The 16184-nt window shown below is 48.4% G+C and carries 11 protein-coding genes and 1 pseudogene; 3 read left to right on the top strand and 9 right to left on the bottom strand.

The window, feature by feature from the left end:
* Nucleotides 1-17 precede the first annotated feature (17 nt).
* A complete protein-coding gene (locus NDA03_RS11215; RefSeq protein ID WP_348238050.1) occupies nt 18-2990 on the top strand; it encodes a HEAT repeat domain-containing protein in 2973 nt (990 codons plus the stop codon).
* A gap of 128 nt (nt 2991-3118) precedes the next feature.
* The gene (locus NDA03_RS11210) at nt 3119-3598 is read left to right on the top strand and encodes a Crp/Fnr family transcriptional regulator (protein WP_348238049.1); all 480 of its coding nucleotides are present in this window, start codon (nt 3119-3121) and stop codon (nt 3596-3598) included.
* Nucleotides 3599-3666: 68 nt separating this feature from the next.
* On the opposite strand, the gene NDA03_RS11205 is transcribed toward NDA03_RS11210, so the two are convergent.
* The 6 genes from NDA03_RS11205 to fbp form a co-directional block, all read right to left on the bottom strand.
* Nucleotides 3667-5082 carry a dynamin family protein gene (locus NDA03_RS11205; protein ID WP_348238048.1) on the bottom strand — a complete coding sequence of 472 codons (1416 nt, stop codon included), beginning with the start codon at nt 5080-5082 and terminating at the stop codon, nt 3667-3669.
* 213 nt (nt 5083-5295) lie between these two features.
* Entirely contained in the window at nt 5296-6741 is a 1446-nt protein-coding gene (locus tag NDA03_RS11200) for a cobyrinate a,c-diamide synthase (protein WP_190536034.1), read from the bottom strand.
* A 76-nt stretch (nt 6742-6817) separates the two neighbouring features.
* On the bottom strand, nt 6818-8194 hold the full coding sequence (opcA, locus tag NDA03_RS11195; protein WP_190536033.1) for a glucose-6-phosphate dehydrogenase assembly protein OpcA: 1377 nt from the start codon (nt 8192-8194) through the stop codon (nt 6818-6820).
* A 189-nt stretch (nt 8195-8383) separates the two neighbouring features.
* Nucleotides 8384-9913, bottom strand: a complete 1530-nt coding sequence (zwf, locus tag NDA03_RS11190) for a glucose-6-phosphate dehydrogenase (protein ID WP_190526116.1) — start codon at nt 9911-9913, stop codon at nt 8384-8386.
* Between the two features lie 145 nt (nt 9914-10058).
* A complete protein-coding gene (gene tal, locus NDA03_RS11185) occupies nt 10059-11204 on the bottom strand; it encodes a transaldolase (protein WP_190410432.1) in 1146 nt (381 codons plus the stop codon).
* Nucleotides 11205-11313: 109 nt separating this feature from the next.
* Nucleotides 11314-12393 carry a class 1 fructose-bisphosphatase gene (gene fbp, locus NDA03_RS11180; RefSeq protein ID WP_190410352.1) on the bottom strand — a complete coding sequence of 360 codons (1080 nt, stop codon included), beginning with the start codon at nt 12391-12393 and terminating at the stop codon, nt 11314-11316.
* 233 nt (nt 12394-12626) lie between these two features.
* Here fbp and NDA03_RS11175 point away from each other — a divergent pair, with 233 nt between their 5' ends.
* On the top strand, nt 12627-13709 hold the full coding sequence (locus tag NDA03_RS11175; RefSeq protein ID WP_348238047.1) for an ATP-dependent 6-phosphofructokinase: 1083 nt from the start codon (nt 12627-12629) through the stop codon (nt 13707-13709).
* Between the two features lie 274 nt (nt 13710-13983).
* On the opposite strand, the gene NDA03_RS11170 is transcribed toward NDA03_RS11175, so the two are convergent.
* From NDA03_RS11170 to nrdJ, 3 genes and pseudogenes are all read right to left on the bottom strand, one after another.
* Nucleotides 13984-14262, bottom strand: a complete 279-nt coding sequence (locus NDA03_RS11170; RefSeq protein ID WP_190410354.1) for an RNA-binding protein — start codon at nt 14260-14262, stop codon at nt 13984-13986.
* A 403-nt stretch (nt 14263-14665) separates the two neighbouring features.
* Nucleotides 14666-14887: a hypothetical protein gene (locus NDA03_RS11165; protein ID WP_190410355.1), complete on the bottom strand. Its 222-nt coding sequence runs from the start codon at nt 14885-14887 to the stop codon at nt 14666-14668.
* Nucleotides 14888-15009: 122 nt separating this feature from the next.
* Nucleotides 15010-16080, bottom strand: a pseudogene (gene nrdJ, locus NDA03_RS11160) (ribonucleoside-triphosphate reductase, adenosylcobalamin-dependent); the annotation flags it as partial.
* Between the last annotated feature and the right edge of the window lie 104 nt (nt 16081-16184).

The raw sequence follows: 16184 nt of genomic DNA, 5'->3' as shown, positions 1-16184 counted from the left end.
CAACGGACAAAATACCAATGAAACTGAACAATCGCGCTTGGTCTTGGTCCGATTGGGGTCGGGGATTACTCCAATGGGTCAATCTTCGTCCAGAAGAAGGAGAGCGAACACTATTCATGTTCGTTTTCTATACCACAACTTCCATCGGCATCATCTGGGCAGAAGCCAGTACTGTCGCCCTCTTCCTGAAAGAGTATGGCGCAGAGCAATTGCCCCTGTTCTATATCCTCTCAGCGGGTATCGGTTCGAGCCTGGGCTTTGTCTACTCCTGGATGCAAAAGATTTTGCCTTTGCGCTGGGTAGTTGTCCTAGTAGCCTCCCTTGCAGTTATCCCTCTGGTCCTATTCCGCTTGGGATTAGATATTGTCTATTTGGCTGGCATCACGGTCTTTCTGATGCGGCTGTGGGTGGAAGCGATTAACGTCCTTAATGACCTCAACACTTCCATTACTGCTAATCAACTCTTCAATATCCGGGAAATTAAGCGCACCTATCCCCTCATTAGTAGTGGCATCCTCGTTGCAGATGTTGTCAGTGGTTTTTCTCTCCCCCTAATCCTCGCCACCGTTGGACTGAATAACGTTTCCCTAGTTGCTGTGGTGATGATGGGGTTGGGAGCTTGTAGCCTTTTTTATCTCACCCAGCAGTATAAGCAAGCCTTTCCGGATTCTCCCGTCAGAGCCAGCTTAAATCAAGAAAGCGACTTCACATCAAGGCGTCTGAGAGGCCCCTTACAGCGCTACGTCATCCCCTTATTTGGCTTCTTCATCGTTGGGCAGATTCTGTTTTTGTTAATCGATTTTCAGTATCTGAGTCAATTAGAGCTGAACTTTGATAGCAAGGAAATTGCCAGCTTCCTCGGTTTGTTTAGCGGCATCGTGGGTTTATGCGAACTAGCAACCCAGTGGTTTATCTCCAGTCGTGCCATCGAACGGCTGGGAGTATTTGTTGCCGCTATGTTGTTGCCTGTGGCAATTATTATTCTTAGCTTGGTTGCTCTCACTGGGATTACAGGCTTTTTTCTAGGTCTGATCTTCCTCAAATTTATAGACGAACTGCTGCGCTATACCCTCATGGCTGCCCTTGGGCCGGTTCTATTCCAACCGCTCCCCGATAACATTCGCAGCTCAATCATGGCTCAGGTGCGGGGCATTGCCGAATCCCTCTCCACAGGATTTACTGGAGCGGGGATTTTAGGCATCATCAGCTTGTTAGCCTTTGCCTTTCACAACCTGTCGGAGAACTCGCTGCGATCGGTCCAAAGTTGGGTGTTTGTCGCCGTTATTATTATTTTTGCCCTCCTCTGGCTGTTAATTGTTTTCCTGCTCCGATCGAGCTATGTCGGCTTGCTGGTTCAGAGCGCTCAAGGAGAACGCTTAAGCGTATCAGATGTCGATCTGCGAGTCCTCAAGCGTGCTGTCGTCGAAACACTGGAGAAACCAGGTACGGAAGCAGATAAACGCTCTTGCATCGAACTCCTGTGCCAAATCGACTTGGAGGATGTGGGCGAAATCCTTGCTCCGCTGCTGACTCACCTCACTCCAGCCTTGCAGCGCCAGAGCCTAGAAGCAATGCTGCTGACGCCGAATCCCACTTATTTAGACCAAGTTCAGGGGCTGATTGCTCAAAAACTCAATCCAGAAGTTCTTGCTGTCGCTCTGCGCTATATCTGGCTAACTCAGGAAACCCCTGATATTAGCCAGTTACAGCCCTACCTCCGCCCAAACGTAGACCCGGTAGTGCGGGGAACCGCCGCCGCTTTAATATTGCGCCGGGGTACCCCGACGGAGAAAGCCGAAGCGACCAATACCTTGCGCCGAATGCTGACTCATCAACGGGAACGGGAACGAGTCATGGGTTGTCGAGCGCTGGGAGAGGCAGATTATTTGCAGGCACTGCGACTTTATATTCCTAGTCTGTTACAAGATGAGTCTTTGCGCGTGCGCTGCGCCTTGCTAGAGGTAATTTCTTCAACCCACTTACACGAATACTATCCGGCTCTGGTGCGAGGGCTTTACTACAAATCTACCCGCGAAGCCGCTCTCGGTGCGATTGTGCGTTTAGGAGATGAAGCGATTCCGATGCTGGTCGAGCTAGCACAAGATATCCACAAACCAGATTTGGTAAGGCTACAAGCTTGGAGTGCGATGGGTCAAATTGGCACGCCGGAAGCCCTCAATCAGTTGGTGGCTCATCTAAAAACCGGCTGGGGGACTACGCGACGCAACATCCTGCGGATTCTACTCAAAATGCCCCATGAAACCGGAATAGATGGGGTTCTGGACCGCTTAGGTCGCAGCGGCGTTGAAATGTTGATTGAGCAGGAAATGCTGTTTGTCGGACACTTGTATGCTGCTTTAGTAGATTTGTCAGCGGATGAGCCAATTGAGTCTCTTTTCGCCTCAACACGAGAAGCGAACCAATCAGCGCTTTCATTGCTACAACGGGCACTTCTGGAAGAGCAGTCGGATGTAATTGAGCGGTGTTTTTTGCTCATGAAGTTTCTTTATCCGGCTAGCTCGATTCAAGCAGCAGCATTTAATCTCCAATCTGATTCGCCGTCGAATATCGCGCTGGGGTTGGAAATTTTGGATAATACTCTAGATATTGCTAAGAAGCGATCGCTTGTGGGAATTCTTGACCGGCGACCGGAGAAAGAAAAACTGCAAAACTTGGCAGAGATGTTTCCTTATCAACCGATGATTCAGAGCGATCGTCTGCGTCGGTTGCTGGATTTACGTCATTTTCTGTCAGACTGGCCTTTAGCGTGTTGTTTTCATGCAGCACGTCAGGCGAAATGGAGTCTGACGCCGGAACAGACGCTGGTGTGTCTGCGCCATCCCACCGGCTTTGTGCGGGAAGCGGTTTTGGCTTATTTGAGAGCCGCTGCACCCCGCGCTTTGCAGGAAATGTTGCCCGTCCTGAAAAATGACCGCGATCGCCTTGTCGCCGCCCAAGTTCAGCAGATGATGGCAGAACTGGGACAATAGAGGGACTAGAGACTCTGGACTCTGGATGATTACCCTAATGACGATGGGCTGTTCTCAAGTCTAAAGTCTAAAGTCCAAGGTCTAAAAGTCTAAAGTCTAAAAGTCCAAAGTCTAGAGTCTAGATTCCGATGTTAACCAGCGTTGAGCGCCTATTATTTGTCAGAGGCGTCCCGATTTTTCAGGAACTGCGGGATGATTTTCTGGTGCGGCTGGCTTCTGTGATGGATGAGCTATCCTTTCCAGCGCATCATACGATTTTTACCGAAGGACAAGAGGGGCGATCGCTCTATATTGTCGTTTCTGGTAGGGTACGGGTTCATTTTGGCGGGCGGGATTTGGCTCACTTGGATCAGGGAGCCACCTTTGGGGAGATGTCGTTGTTTGATGCTGAGCCGCGTTCGGCTTCGATTACGACTTTGGAATCCTGCGAGTGTCTGATGCTGACGCAGTTGCAACTGTATGATGCGATTGACGAGACGCCAGGAATTGCAGTGAATATCATTCGTCTGCTGTCCCGTCGCATCCGCGAACTGAACAACAAGATCAACGTTTATAAGGCGGAAAGTCAGGAAGCAGATTTAAGTAAGGCCGGAAATTTGGGGGGATGAACTGCGAAGCAAGGAGAAAAAGCCAGGAAGAGACGCGAGCGCATCCATTAGCCAAATTCTTTAATAGCTTAGTTAATTATCTGTACTGGCTTCCAACTATCCAACGATTTCCGAATCAAAGTTAATTCATCCATATATTCATTCAGTTGAGCTTTCCGTTCCTTTAAACTTGTCACAATTCGAGGAGGAATTACTTCCTTTTTTTGGGGTTCGGTTGCCAAATGCTCCAGGTCATTCCCTAATGCTTGAATTGGCTCATCAGTTAGCGTCTCTGTATTTTGGGAAGCTGCCTTTTCTTGAATATTTTCAGTTTCTACTTTCCCGCTTACAAGACGGGTATTCAGGGAATCTTCTATTGCTTTAGCAGCTTTATTGAGTTCTGCCAAAACTCCACTCAGGAGATTCCAACCTGAATTTTCAATAATTGTTTGAAGCACTATTTCTTGAATAACAGGAATTCCGCTATCTTTTAGAACTTTTGGCGCAACTTCTATAGGCTGGGGAACTCTAAATTCACCTTCCTCAGTTTCTTCTATATAATTTCCTAAAAATACTTGGACGAACTCTTTTGTATGATTGCTAGTTGCTGTGCTGTTTTGAATCAGTTTTGCTAAAAGTCCTTTTCTAGAATTTGCCGAATAGATAATCGGACTTGGAAAACCTAAGCCGATTAACGTTTGTTTGCAGATTTCAATAACTTCAGAAACGTCTATATGTGTGTTTTTCGGCTCAACCTCATTAATAATAAAGAAAACCTTACCTTGATTGACTGCTAAAATTTGGCGATAGTTCTCTATTATTTTTTTTAAAAAACCGGATACAGAATCATTTTTAAAATTATTCTCATTTAAAATAAATAAGATTACATCGGTATTTTCTAAGGTTTCTAAGATTATCTGTTCTTGCTCTGTTGTCGGGGTGAATTTTATAGATGCTTGCTCATTTTCAACAGACAGATCGCTTAGAGTAAAGCCAGCTAGAGATGAAAGCGTGCTAATTGCTTCAATCGGATGTTCTATTTCAAAGCGGATAGTCCGAGCGGGATTATGTTGATTCCGAATAGATTGAGTATGCTCTAGGAATTTTTGGGCAATTTCGACCGCATCACCAGAAGCGATCGCAACAGGTTGCCAATGTCCTTCTCGATACTCCAGAAATCTATGCACTTGTCCAGAATCAATATGTCGGATATCGGTACGGCAGGCAGTAATCGCTTCAGCTTCACTTGGCAAAATATCTGCACCTATTAAGGCATTTAGGAAAGTGTTTTTGCCTGCATTCAGAGGAGCAATAACCGCAACTTGATACTTCTGCTCTTTTAAAGCATATAGCGCTTTAGTAATGTCATTTTCGATGCGTTGTAACGCCTTGGTATCGTCTTCCTCCCCTTCGCGTGTTGCTCGAATTTCTTGAAGGGACTGTAAGAGTAGCCTACCTGTGATGTAAATGCTGTCGTGTGCTGCTTGAAACTGTTCAGAAGACATAGCAATCGTCCGCCGAAAGGGGCTAGCGTAAGTTAGCTAAAGCTTACATCAGCTGAACGCAGAAGAAACAAACAAGAGTGACAGTTGCGATCGCAGGCTACTACACGCTCAAGCATTGCAGACACAAGTCGCGATCGCGTACAGCCCTTTGGGCATGAAAAGAGCGAAGTGAGGCGTCAGCCTAGCGCCAACCTGTCGGTTCCATCCGTCAATTTACGTTTCGCTTGACTCCTTCCCCGCTAGGGAAAAACGAAGACAATGCTTTAGAAATCGAGCCGGAATCTCCGGACAGCCGCCAAAATGAAGATGGACGTAGGAAGCATGAACGTGATGCATTGCCCATCCCTCACTGGTAACAGGACTCTTGGGATCGCACCCCCGAATTTGAAATAGCGGCGCTTCCGGTTGCTCAGTTAAGTGAGAACGGTGAAACTCATGCCCCCAAACGCTTCCCCCAGCCGGGAGGAGGGGACTTTCTTGCAGCGCGATCGCTTGCCGATACCCTAAACTCAGGCGCGAACTCATGGCGGCTATGGTTGGTAAAACTCCTACCATTGGGTAAGAATTTTCCTCAAAATCTACAATTTTTTCAGACAAATACATTAAACCGCCACACTCGGCATAAGTGGGCATTCCCGCCAAAATAGCCTTCCGCACTGCATCACGAGTCGCGGTATTTTCAGCCAAGTTTTGGGCAAAAACTTCCGGGAAACCACCCCCAAAATATAATCCTTGGATGCCTTCTGGTAAGCTTTTGTCCGTCAGCGGACTCCAAAACACCAATTCTGCTCCCAGGGATGCAAGTATATCTAGATTGTCTTGGTAATAGAAGCTAAAAGCGCGATCGCGGGCAACAGCAATTCTTAAGGGATCGAGGATATCCCGTGAAGGCTGGGATGAAGGATGAATTAATTCTATTTGTTGCCTTTGTTCTACCTTGAGAAGCGGCAAGAGGTGTTCCCACTCAAAGCAACTGTCTCCCAAATCGGCAAGCCGATCGATTAAAGCGTCCATCTGAGACAGCTCTGCGGTGGGCACCAAGCCCAGATGCCGGTCGGGAATGCTGATATTCTCTTGCCGCCGCAAAATTCCTAGAATGGGCAACTGCAAAGGTTCTAGAGCTTCTTTGAGAAGTTGCAGGTGGCGATCGCTTCCCACCCGATTTAACACTACTCCAGCAATCTTGATTCTAAAGTCAAAAGAACGATAGCCATGAGCGATCGCTGCCACCGAACCAGATAACCGGCTGCAATCTAACACCAACAGCACGGGTAAATCCAAAAGCCGCGCAATATGAGCCGTACTTCCAAAGTCAGTGCTGAGTGCAAAATTTTCCGTTTCTCGCTCAAGATTTAACTTTTCATTCTGAATTCTCTTGACTCCGTCAAATAGCCCCATGACCCCTTCCACGAGGGCATAGTCGCTTCCGTAACGATGAGCAAGAAAAGACTGCTGCACGTAAGTTTCAGAGGTCAGTACCGGGTCTAAATTCCGGCAAGCACGACCAGTCACGTACGTGTGAAACATCGGGTCGATGTAATCTGGCCCTACTTTAAAAGATTGAATCTGGTAACTCCGACGACATAAAGACGACAGCAGGGCGAGCGTAACTGTCGTTTTGCCCACCCCGCTGCGTTCTCCGGCGATCGCTAAAGCCATATTTACTCATTGCTTGTTGTTCATCGTTCATCTATCTTGCGATGAACAGTTGCGATGAACAATGAACAATTCGCGATTAGCCATTTGCGATCGCTAATTTGAGAATTGCCGCCGTGATCGCCATACTTTCTACGTAAAGCATATCTCGACTCCAACGCCGCAACTGCTGACTTAACAAGAACTCAGCTTTTTGGTCAGACATCGGCGTTACCTGTTGAATCCGGCAAGCTTGGGCACCACCACCTGCCTCCATCCGCATACAACCCGTCGTTTCGGAACACAAAACCGTACAACAGTCTGCATCCAGGTTCGTCGAACTCAGACGTAGCGCAATCAAGTCACCCGGTATATCGCCCCAGTCAGCAGTAGGAATCCCTGCCAACTCCGCTTCTATTGTCCGCTGATCGGGAGCAACAAATTCAATCCGCTTGATGTCATAATCACCGCCTTCTTTGGTATATGAAACGGGGTGCCACTGCAACCGGCTCGCCAGCCAACCAATAAACATCAATGCTTGGTCAGGATTGCCCTTTTCATAATTAATCGTCACCTTATCCACTTCCTTAAGAGCCTCGCGGCGCTCTGGTGGATCGAAAGCTTCAGCGGTTAATTCTTGCCACGGCGCCAGCCGACGCCAATTGAGGTCGGCAACCGGAATGCCTTGTTCCAGAAGGGTTTGTACCCGCAGTAAATCATCCTGTGGTTCGTTGAAAACACAGGAGTCAACGATCACAGAATTGCAGACTGCTGCCAGCCGCTTAAACAGAGCATCATTGGGATCGGGCGTACCCTTCCACCAGAGAAACTTAGGTAGACCGCCGATTAGCAGCCCACTCACAATCCCACCGATGCGTTCCAAAGCTTCGGCAGTGCCTTGCAGAGTAATGTATTCGCAGCAGATTAGCGTATTATGACTTTGCTTTTGAATCGGGCAATAGGCTGAGACTTGGGCAGTCACGCCTTCATCTTCCCCAGAGACGGGGCATAAAGCAATGATGCGACAGGGGTTAGCGGCAGCGATCGCATCCGCAATTCTAAAGCTATCTGAGGAAGACTGCTGACCATTACTGGCATCTGCCTCTTTTGTATTCCCATCGGAGCGCTTCTTTGCTTGCTCTACTCGCAGTCGGTCGAGGATTCCGGCATCCGTCTTGCCCGTTACTGGCAGTCCATAAGCTTTCTGAGCCGTCTTGATCGCCGCCTCTGTCAGCGGGCCATCAATTCCATCGATCGGGCCTTTGTAAAATCCTAAAGCTGCTAACAGCTGCTGAGTTTCCTCCGGTTCGTAAACCACAAAAGTAAATGTGGTTGCCCGCGTAGCCATCGGAGACTCGCCATTATCATTGTCGCTATTGTAGCTTTGCCAAATTTGATGCAGTTCCGCCTCAATTTCTGTCATTGAGACATCTTTGGGCGGTTGTATTGAAACAATCGGAAGAGATTGTGTTGCCATATTCAGTGATTGAGGAAAAGGTAATTGGTAAAAAGGTAATTGGTAATTGGTAAAAAGGTAATTGGTAAAAAGTTTTAAGTTGTAGAGACGCGATTTATTGCGTCTGAGTTTTGAATGGAAGAGTTTCTTCTAACTTCAAACTCAATACTTACAACTCTGATTACCCATTACCGATTACCCATAACCCAACTACAATCTGCGCCAGCGGCGTCCATCTTGATTAATCAAGAATTCTGCTTCCTCTGGCTCCCAGGTTCCCGCTTCATACTGGGGAACCGATGCTGGGTCAGTGCTTGCTTCCCAAGCGTTTAATGCCGGTGTTACAACACGCCACGCTTCTTCCACTTCATCAGCTCTCGTGAACAAAGTTTGGTCGCCTAGCATACAGTCGATTAACAGCCGGTCATAAGCATCGGACGTTGCCATCCCAAACGAGGAACCATAGCTAAAGTCCATATCTACCGAGCGCGTCCGCAGTTCTGTTCCCGGCATTTTGGCTTCAAAACGCAGAGAAATTCCTTCATTCGGCTGAATCCGCATCGTCAGCACATTCGGACTTGCTTGCTGGGCGGCAGATTGAAAGATTAAGAAAGGAACTTCGCGGAAGTGGATGGAAATCTCGCTGACCTTCTTGGGTAGCCGCTTGCCGGTTCGCATATAGAAAGGAACTCCTTGCCAGCGCCAGTTATCAATTAGCAGCTTCATCGCTACATAAGTTGGCGTTGTGGAGTTGGGATTGACCCCCGGTTCTTCTCGATATCCAGGCACCGGCTTACCCTTCATCCACCCAGCAGAGTATTGACCCCTAACCGCTGATAATTCCAGGTTATGCACGTCTGCCAGGTGAGTTGCTTGCAGAACCTTCATTTTTTCGGTGCGGATACTATCGGCATCTAGGGAATTGGGCGGTTCCATTGCCGTGAGGCAGAAAGTCTGCATCAGGTGGTTCTGCATCATATCCCGCAAGGCTCCGGAGCTTTCGTAGTATCCGGCACGGTCTTCGACGCCTACGGTTTCTGCCACCGTAATTTGAACGTGATCGACAAACTGTCGGTTCCAAATCGGCTCAAAAATTGCATTAGCGAAACGGAAAACCAGGAGATTCTGAACCGTTTCTTTACCCAGATAGTGGTCGATGCGGTAAACCTGTTTTTCTTGGCAAACCTGCTGCACTACGCGGTTTAGGGCTTGGGCGGAGTTGAGATCCCGTCCAAAAGGTTTTTCAATCACCAGACGGGTTTTCAGTGGGTCATCGAGCATGCCCGCCGTACCCAATTGGCGAAGCGCTTCTGGGAAGAAATTTGGAGAAACGGAGAGGTAAAATACGCGGTTTCCTCGCGTTCCGCGCTGACCATCCAATTCTGCTAAGAAGGCTTTCAGCTTCTGGTAACTTTCGGGCTTGTCAATATCACCAGGGCAGTAGTATAGACCTTGGGCGAAGTCGTGCCAGAGTTCTTCTGAGCCAATCCCATCGCTAAATTCTTCGATCCCCTCGCGCATCTGCTCCCGGAAGTAGTCGTGGCTCCACTCCCGACGCGCGACGCCGACAATGGTCATTTCCGCTGGCAGGCGTCGTTGCAGCTTCATCTGATAGAGAGCTGGCACGAGCTTCCGTTGCGTCAAGTCTCCGGATGCCCCGAAGATTACCAATATCTGCGGCTCTGGTATCCGTTCCTGCCGCAACCCAACACGTAAAGGATTTTCTAGCAGTGTGACCATAGAAGGATAGTTTTGAATTTTGAATCTTGAATTTTGAATTTTGAGTTTTGAGCTTTGAGTTTTAAATTCCTAGCTGAATTGATAACTTTGAATTATCAGATCCCTTTCTTAACTTAAAACTCAGCACTCAAAACTCAAAACTTTCTTACACGGGTTGCAGATGTTTGATTTTCTCTTCCAAGGATGCGGTTAGAGATTCAAAGGGCTTCACAAATTTCTCAATTCCTTCGACTAGCAATTCGTCCATCACTTCGTCTAGATTGATGTCGATGTCGGGGTCTTTGAGACTTTCAATCAGCTGATAGGCTTCTTCCACCCCAGTTTCAATGCGAGAAGCAACGTCGCAGTGGTCGGCGCAGGCTTCGATGGTATTCGGTGGCAAGGTGTTTACTGTGTCTGGGCCAACCAGCTCATCCACATACATGACATCGCTGTAGCTGGGGTCTTTGGTGCTGGTACTTGCCCACAACAACCGCTGGACATTTGCACCTTTTGCTGATAGGGCTTTCCAGCGATCGCTCTTAACGATCTCTTTGTACTTCTGGTAGGCAATTTTGGCGTTAGCGATCGCGATTTTGCCCTTAATTGCCGTCAGTTCTGCCTTTTTCTCGATTCTATCCACGCCTGCTTTCAGCATGGCATCAATACGAGCATCAATATTAATATCGATGCGGCTAAGGAAGAAACTCGCTACCGAGGAGATTCTGCTGATGTCTTTGCCTTCCGCTGCCCGCTTTTCTAAGCCGCGAATGTAAGCCCAAGCGGTCTCAACATAGCTCTCAACGGAGAATAGCAGCGTCACGTTGACGTTGATCCCCTCTGAGATGACTTGCTCGACGGCTGGCAAACCTGCCGTAGTGCCGGGAATCTTGATCATGACGTTATCTTTACCGATTTCTTGGTAATAACGCCGAGCTTCCTCAATCGTGCCTTGGGTGTCGTGGGCGATGTTTGGCGGTACTTCAATACTGACGTACCCATCCAGACCTTCAGAGGAGTCATAGACAGGGCGGAGGATGTCGCAGGCATTGCGGATATCCTCAAACACCAAGGATTCGTAAATTTTCTCAACGGGCAATCCAGCTTTGATCCCGGCTTCAATATCGGCGTCGTAGATGGCATTTCCAGCGATCGCTTTTTCAAAGATGGCTGGATTAGAGGTGATCCCGCAGATCCCTTTATTCTCAACCATATCTTTGAGTTCGCCGCTTTGAATCAAATCACGGGTCAAGTTATCCATCCAGATACTCTGACCGTATTGTTTGATCTCTAATAGATGATTGTTTGGCATATCTGTCATTTTTTGGCTCCTAACAATTGTCTTTGTAACGCTAGATCGAGAATGTTCCCGTTGAGCAGCTTGAAAGGTCAATGCGGGAATTTTTCAAGAAAGCAAAACCTTATTGAGGCACGCGCGATCGCGCGATCGCGTTTTTATCCTCATCCCATGCCCGTTTCTGAATAAAAGATTCCACCAAGGTGACATCTTCTTTGCTACCGATCAGCAATGGCGATCGCGCATGAAGGGCATTTGGCACTACGTCCAAAATCTCTTGCGTACCCGTACTTGCTCGACCCCCGGCTTGCTCTATTAAAAAGGCTAAGGGAGCCGATTCATACAGCAACCGCAATTTTCCTTCTGGTTTTTTCACAGTACCGGGGTAAAGGAAAACACCTCCTTGGAAGAGAATCCGGTGAATATCGCCCACCAGCGCCCCGCCGTATCGAGCCGTATAGCCTTCCTGTCGATGAACATAGCGGATATAGTCTCGCAAGGGTTCTTCCCACTGCCAGAAATTTCCCTCATTGACACTATAAATAGAGCCGTGATTGGGAATCTGAATGTTTTCACTTGAAAGGATAAACTCGCCTAAGCTGGGATCGAGGGTGAAAGCATGAACCCCCGTACCAATCGAATAAACCAGCATCGTGCTAGGCCCGTATAGCACATAACCTGCGGCGATTTGTTTGCGCCCGTTTTGCAATAAATCACCGCCGGTTTGATTTTCATCCGTTCCTTCTTGTTGGCGAATTGCGAAGATGGAACCCACGTTGATATTGATATCTACATTCGAGGAGCCATCAATCGGGTCATAGAGCAGGGTATAGCGCCCGATTGGGCAATTTTCAGGAATATAGTAAGGCTTCTCCATTTCCTCGGATGCCAAACGGCAGACTAAACCGCTTTGCTTAAATACCGAGATAAATACGTCATTGGCATAGACATCCATCTTTTTGACGGATTCCCCTTGCACATTCACATCACCCGTAAATCCCAGCACGCCTTCGAGTAATCCTGCCCTGCTGAGTCGTCGCGCAATCAACTTTGCCGCGAGGGCAATGCGATTCATAATCGCGCTCAAGTCCTGGGCATCTGCCGAAAAGCTGTGGAGTTGCTGCAAAACGTGACGAGATAGCGTTGTGCAGTCGCGATCTAGGGCTTGTTCCTGAACGACGAAAGGCTGTTCCACGTTGGACATAGTTTTCGTCCTCCCTTTCAATAAATGCTTTGTTAACAGGGCAGCTCTCATTGAGCTACTGCCCCAACATATCAAGACCTGGTCGCTCTACCTTCTATCTTAGGGAGCCATTTCTCAGGATGGTGTTTAACTTTATATCAACTAAAGAAATAAAATCTTTAGACGCGCTTTATTGTCTAAAAGGCAACAAGGCTGAAATTAGATAATTACCGCTCGCAATCCAAAAAAACAAGATGGGAGAATACAAACGGATCGGAATCCTGACCAGTGGGGGTGACTGTGCGGGGCTAAATGCTGTGATTCGGGCAGTTGTCCGCTGTGCAAATGGTAAGTACGGCTGGGAAGTGTGGGGGATTTGCCGGTCTACGTTGGGCTTAATGAGCAGTCCGCCAGAAGCAATCAAGCTGGAGTTTGATAAGGTAGACCACTTGCTCACGATGGGCGGTACAGTGCTGGGAACGACGAACAAAGGAAATCCCTTTGCGTTTCCAATGGCGGATGGAAGTTTGCGCGATCGCTCCGAAGATATTATTGAGGGCTACCATCAACTAGGCTTGTCAGCTTTAATTGGAGTTGGTGGGGACGGCAGTTTAGCGATTCTCCGAAAACTCGCGCAACAAGGCGGGATCAACTTAGTCGGGATTCCTAAAACCATTGATAACGATGTTGGTAGCACTGAGCGTTCTATCGGATTTGATACCGCCGTCAACATCGCCACCGAAGCCCTCGACCGATTGCACTTTACTGCGGCTAGCCACAATCGAGTCATGATCCTGGAAGTGATGGGGCGCGATGCCGGTCATATTGCCCTGAATGCGGGGATCGCCGGGGGAGCCAATGTGATCTTGATCCCAGAAATTCCTTACACCATTGAAAATGTCTGTCGCAAAATTCGGAATCGTCAAGCGATGGGAAAGAATTTCTCGATCGTCATTGTCTCAGAGGCGGTTTGCACGGCTGAAGGCAATCCAGTTAAGAATATGGATCGATTCGGCGAATGTCGATTAGGCGGAATCGGGCAGTACTTGGCGGAGGAGATTTCGATTGCCAGTGGTGCAGAAACTCGCGTGACTGTTTTAGGTCATGTTCAGCGAGGGGGACTGCCTTCGCCTCTGGATCGGTTACTGGCAACTGCCTTTGGGGTGGCGGCTGTCGATCTGATTGCTGAGGAAAAGTACGATCGCGTTGTTACCTGGCAAAACCGCGAAATTGTCAGTGTGCCAATTGCTGAAGCGATTGGACAATACAGAGCCGTAGATACTAACGATACTCTGGTCAAAACTGCTAGAGGTTTGGGGATTTGCCTGGGAGACTAAACGGCTAAAGTTCTGCGATCGCGGTGTAGAAATATTGAACAGAGCAATCTGCGCTCGCGAAGCTTTCTGTTTCGCTCTACCAGCTTAGAGACTTAACTTAGGAACTTAACGAGCCGCCGGATTCTCCACCGCCACGACTCGTCTCTTGTGTGAGCCATCAGCATCAATTCTGCTCGGTGTTGAGAACCGCTGGCAATGCGCGACAAAACCAGCACGGTTGTCCTTTTTCAGGAGTGTTTTTCAAACAACCGTGCTGATTTCGCCCTATCTCTCCTTAAAATCTGCTTCGCCTCGCGCCGCCGCGATCGTCCTCCTTGGGTCGTGCTTTATTCACTCTAAGCTGACGGCCCATCCATTCAGCCCCATCTAATTCGGTGATGGCTGCGTCTTCTTGGGCATCATCTGTCATTTCAACAAAAGCAAATCCGCGCATACGTCCCGTTTCGCGGTCTGTCGGTAAGACAACTCGCTTCACCGCGCCGTACTCTGCAAAGACTGCTGTCAAATCTTCTTCGGTCGCTTGGTAAGACAGGTTTCCAACGTAAATGGTCATGTGGATCGATAAAGCTGAACGAGGAACTAAAGTTCAGAACCCCTAGATGGCTAGATGTGACCCATAATGCCAGGTCAAGAGTTATTTACCAATGGTGAATTTTCATCAACCCAGCCCACAAATGTGGCTGCACGAGTCCCAAATCCGACCATTAATAGGACTGAACTTTTAGGTTTCGTCCTATCATAGCCTACTAATTTCATTGTGGGAGAGTATCTAGGATACACGCTGAGGGGTTCTCTAATTATTAAAATTCCCTGACTTTTAGCAGTGGCTCAGAAGGCATTGCCCAAGGGAGAATTTCAAAGATTAGGGAGGCTAAATTTCCCAGAAAAATCGACCGATCCGCTGCCAGCTTTCCAGCCGTCTTTATCTTTAGCCTCCTTCAGCTTTCGATGCCAAGTTAGTCAATAGAAATTGACTGTGGGCCACTACCTTTGCCGTTACCACTGCCGTTGGAAGAAGCTGTAGGGGAAGGAGCTACACCTGCCTGTCCGTCAAGCCAGGTTTTCACGGGGTCATCATTCAGGTTGATGCGGAGTAAACCAGAAACCAATCCGCCTAAGAAAGCGCCTGGGTGCTGAGTGAATTCTTTAAAGAGCGGGGTTAGTTCATCGAGAAACATTGAGAGTCTCCTGTTGCTGCCTGATAGTAACTGATGTCTATCCGTCGATCGTAGCGTGTCCGATTGCGGGTAGTGGTATGGGAAGAAGCGATCGCTTCTTCCCAAAAACAAGGTTTACGCCTCTAGCCAGACTTTTGGTCGGAGAATAAGCACTTATCCGAGTCGCACCCAGCGGGACCGACTTCCATCAAATAGCCTGAATCGTAGCGACTTAAGGCAGCATGAAAATTTTCGGTCTGGCGTCGCTTTTCGACTTCCTGAACTATCTGCTCATACTGCTCTTTGGCGATTGGCTCAAACGGCAAGCGCGGAAACGTCTGATGATCGTCGAAGCGAGCTAGAAGTGCTGCTGAGATGTAACCCTCATCGTCTCGGATTGCTTCGTAAATCCGAGTGCCTAACGCTTCGATCTCGCTCTCGCGCAACTCGATGGTCGCGGAGGTGTTGTGACGCACAAAGAATTTTTGAACTTGCATATAAAAATCCATTTGCGCGATCGCGTTAAACTTGCCAATCTCGATTTGATCGGCTCCCGGTAAATCCGCCCAAGCGACAGCAACGGGGATTTCTACCAGCCATTCCGAGCATCTGGGATCGAAGGGATCGTTCAGGAGATTGCCGTTTTCATCTTTATCAGACTGAGACGGAATCACGTTGTACCCGTAGTCAATACACGCCAGAGCAACTGGGTCATTCTTTCTGAAGGTGATCCGGCGCAGAAAACGTTGAGCTTTTGGCGGATGCCAGCCCGGTGAAGCGCCTGTCAGCAAGGATTTTGTCCCGGAAGGCTGAACCGTGGTGCAGCGGTTGGGGCGTTTGATGCCGTGGCGATCGCAATAATCCCACACTACTTGATGCACTGTTTCCCGCCAGCGCGTCAGATATTCCTGCTCCTGTTTCTTAAAGCTTAGTCCTGCCTCTGTTTCCGGTCTCCCTGCTTCCCACCAGCGCAACCAATCCACACCAAAGGCATTCACAAAGAAATCAAATAATCCTGTGAAAGAAACTCCCACAATTGGATCGAGTTCCCGTGACTTTCGATAGCGCTCTTCGGCAAATTCGTGATTGAGCAGTGAGGCGACTGATAATGCTCCAGCCGTGAAAGCTTCCTCTTGTTCTTTATAGTTGTGCGGGTCAATTTGATTGAGATGAACTTCCGAAAGGTTGCAGTGGAAGTTTGAGCCGATGATTTCCGGTTTTGTTATCCACTATTTCTAGTGGTCTCGGACTATATCTTCACCTGGTCTAGGTGGAGGGCGCTATCTGACCATTATTGGTTTCCCGCAGGTCTAGTCTC

The sequence above is a fragment of the Trichocoleus sp. Lan genome (genome assembly GCF_039961855.1).
GTDB lineage: Bacteria > Cyanobacteriota > Cyanobacteriia > Cyanobacteriales > FACHB-T130 > FACHB-T130.
Note: the sequence above shows the minus strand (reverse complement) of the source record. Positions and strands in the feature narration are given on the sequence as shown.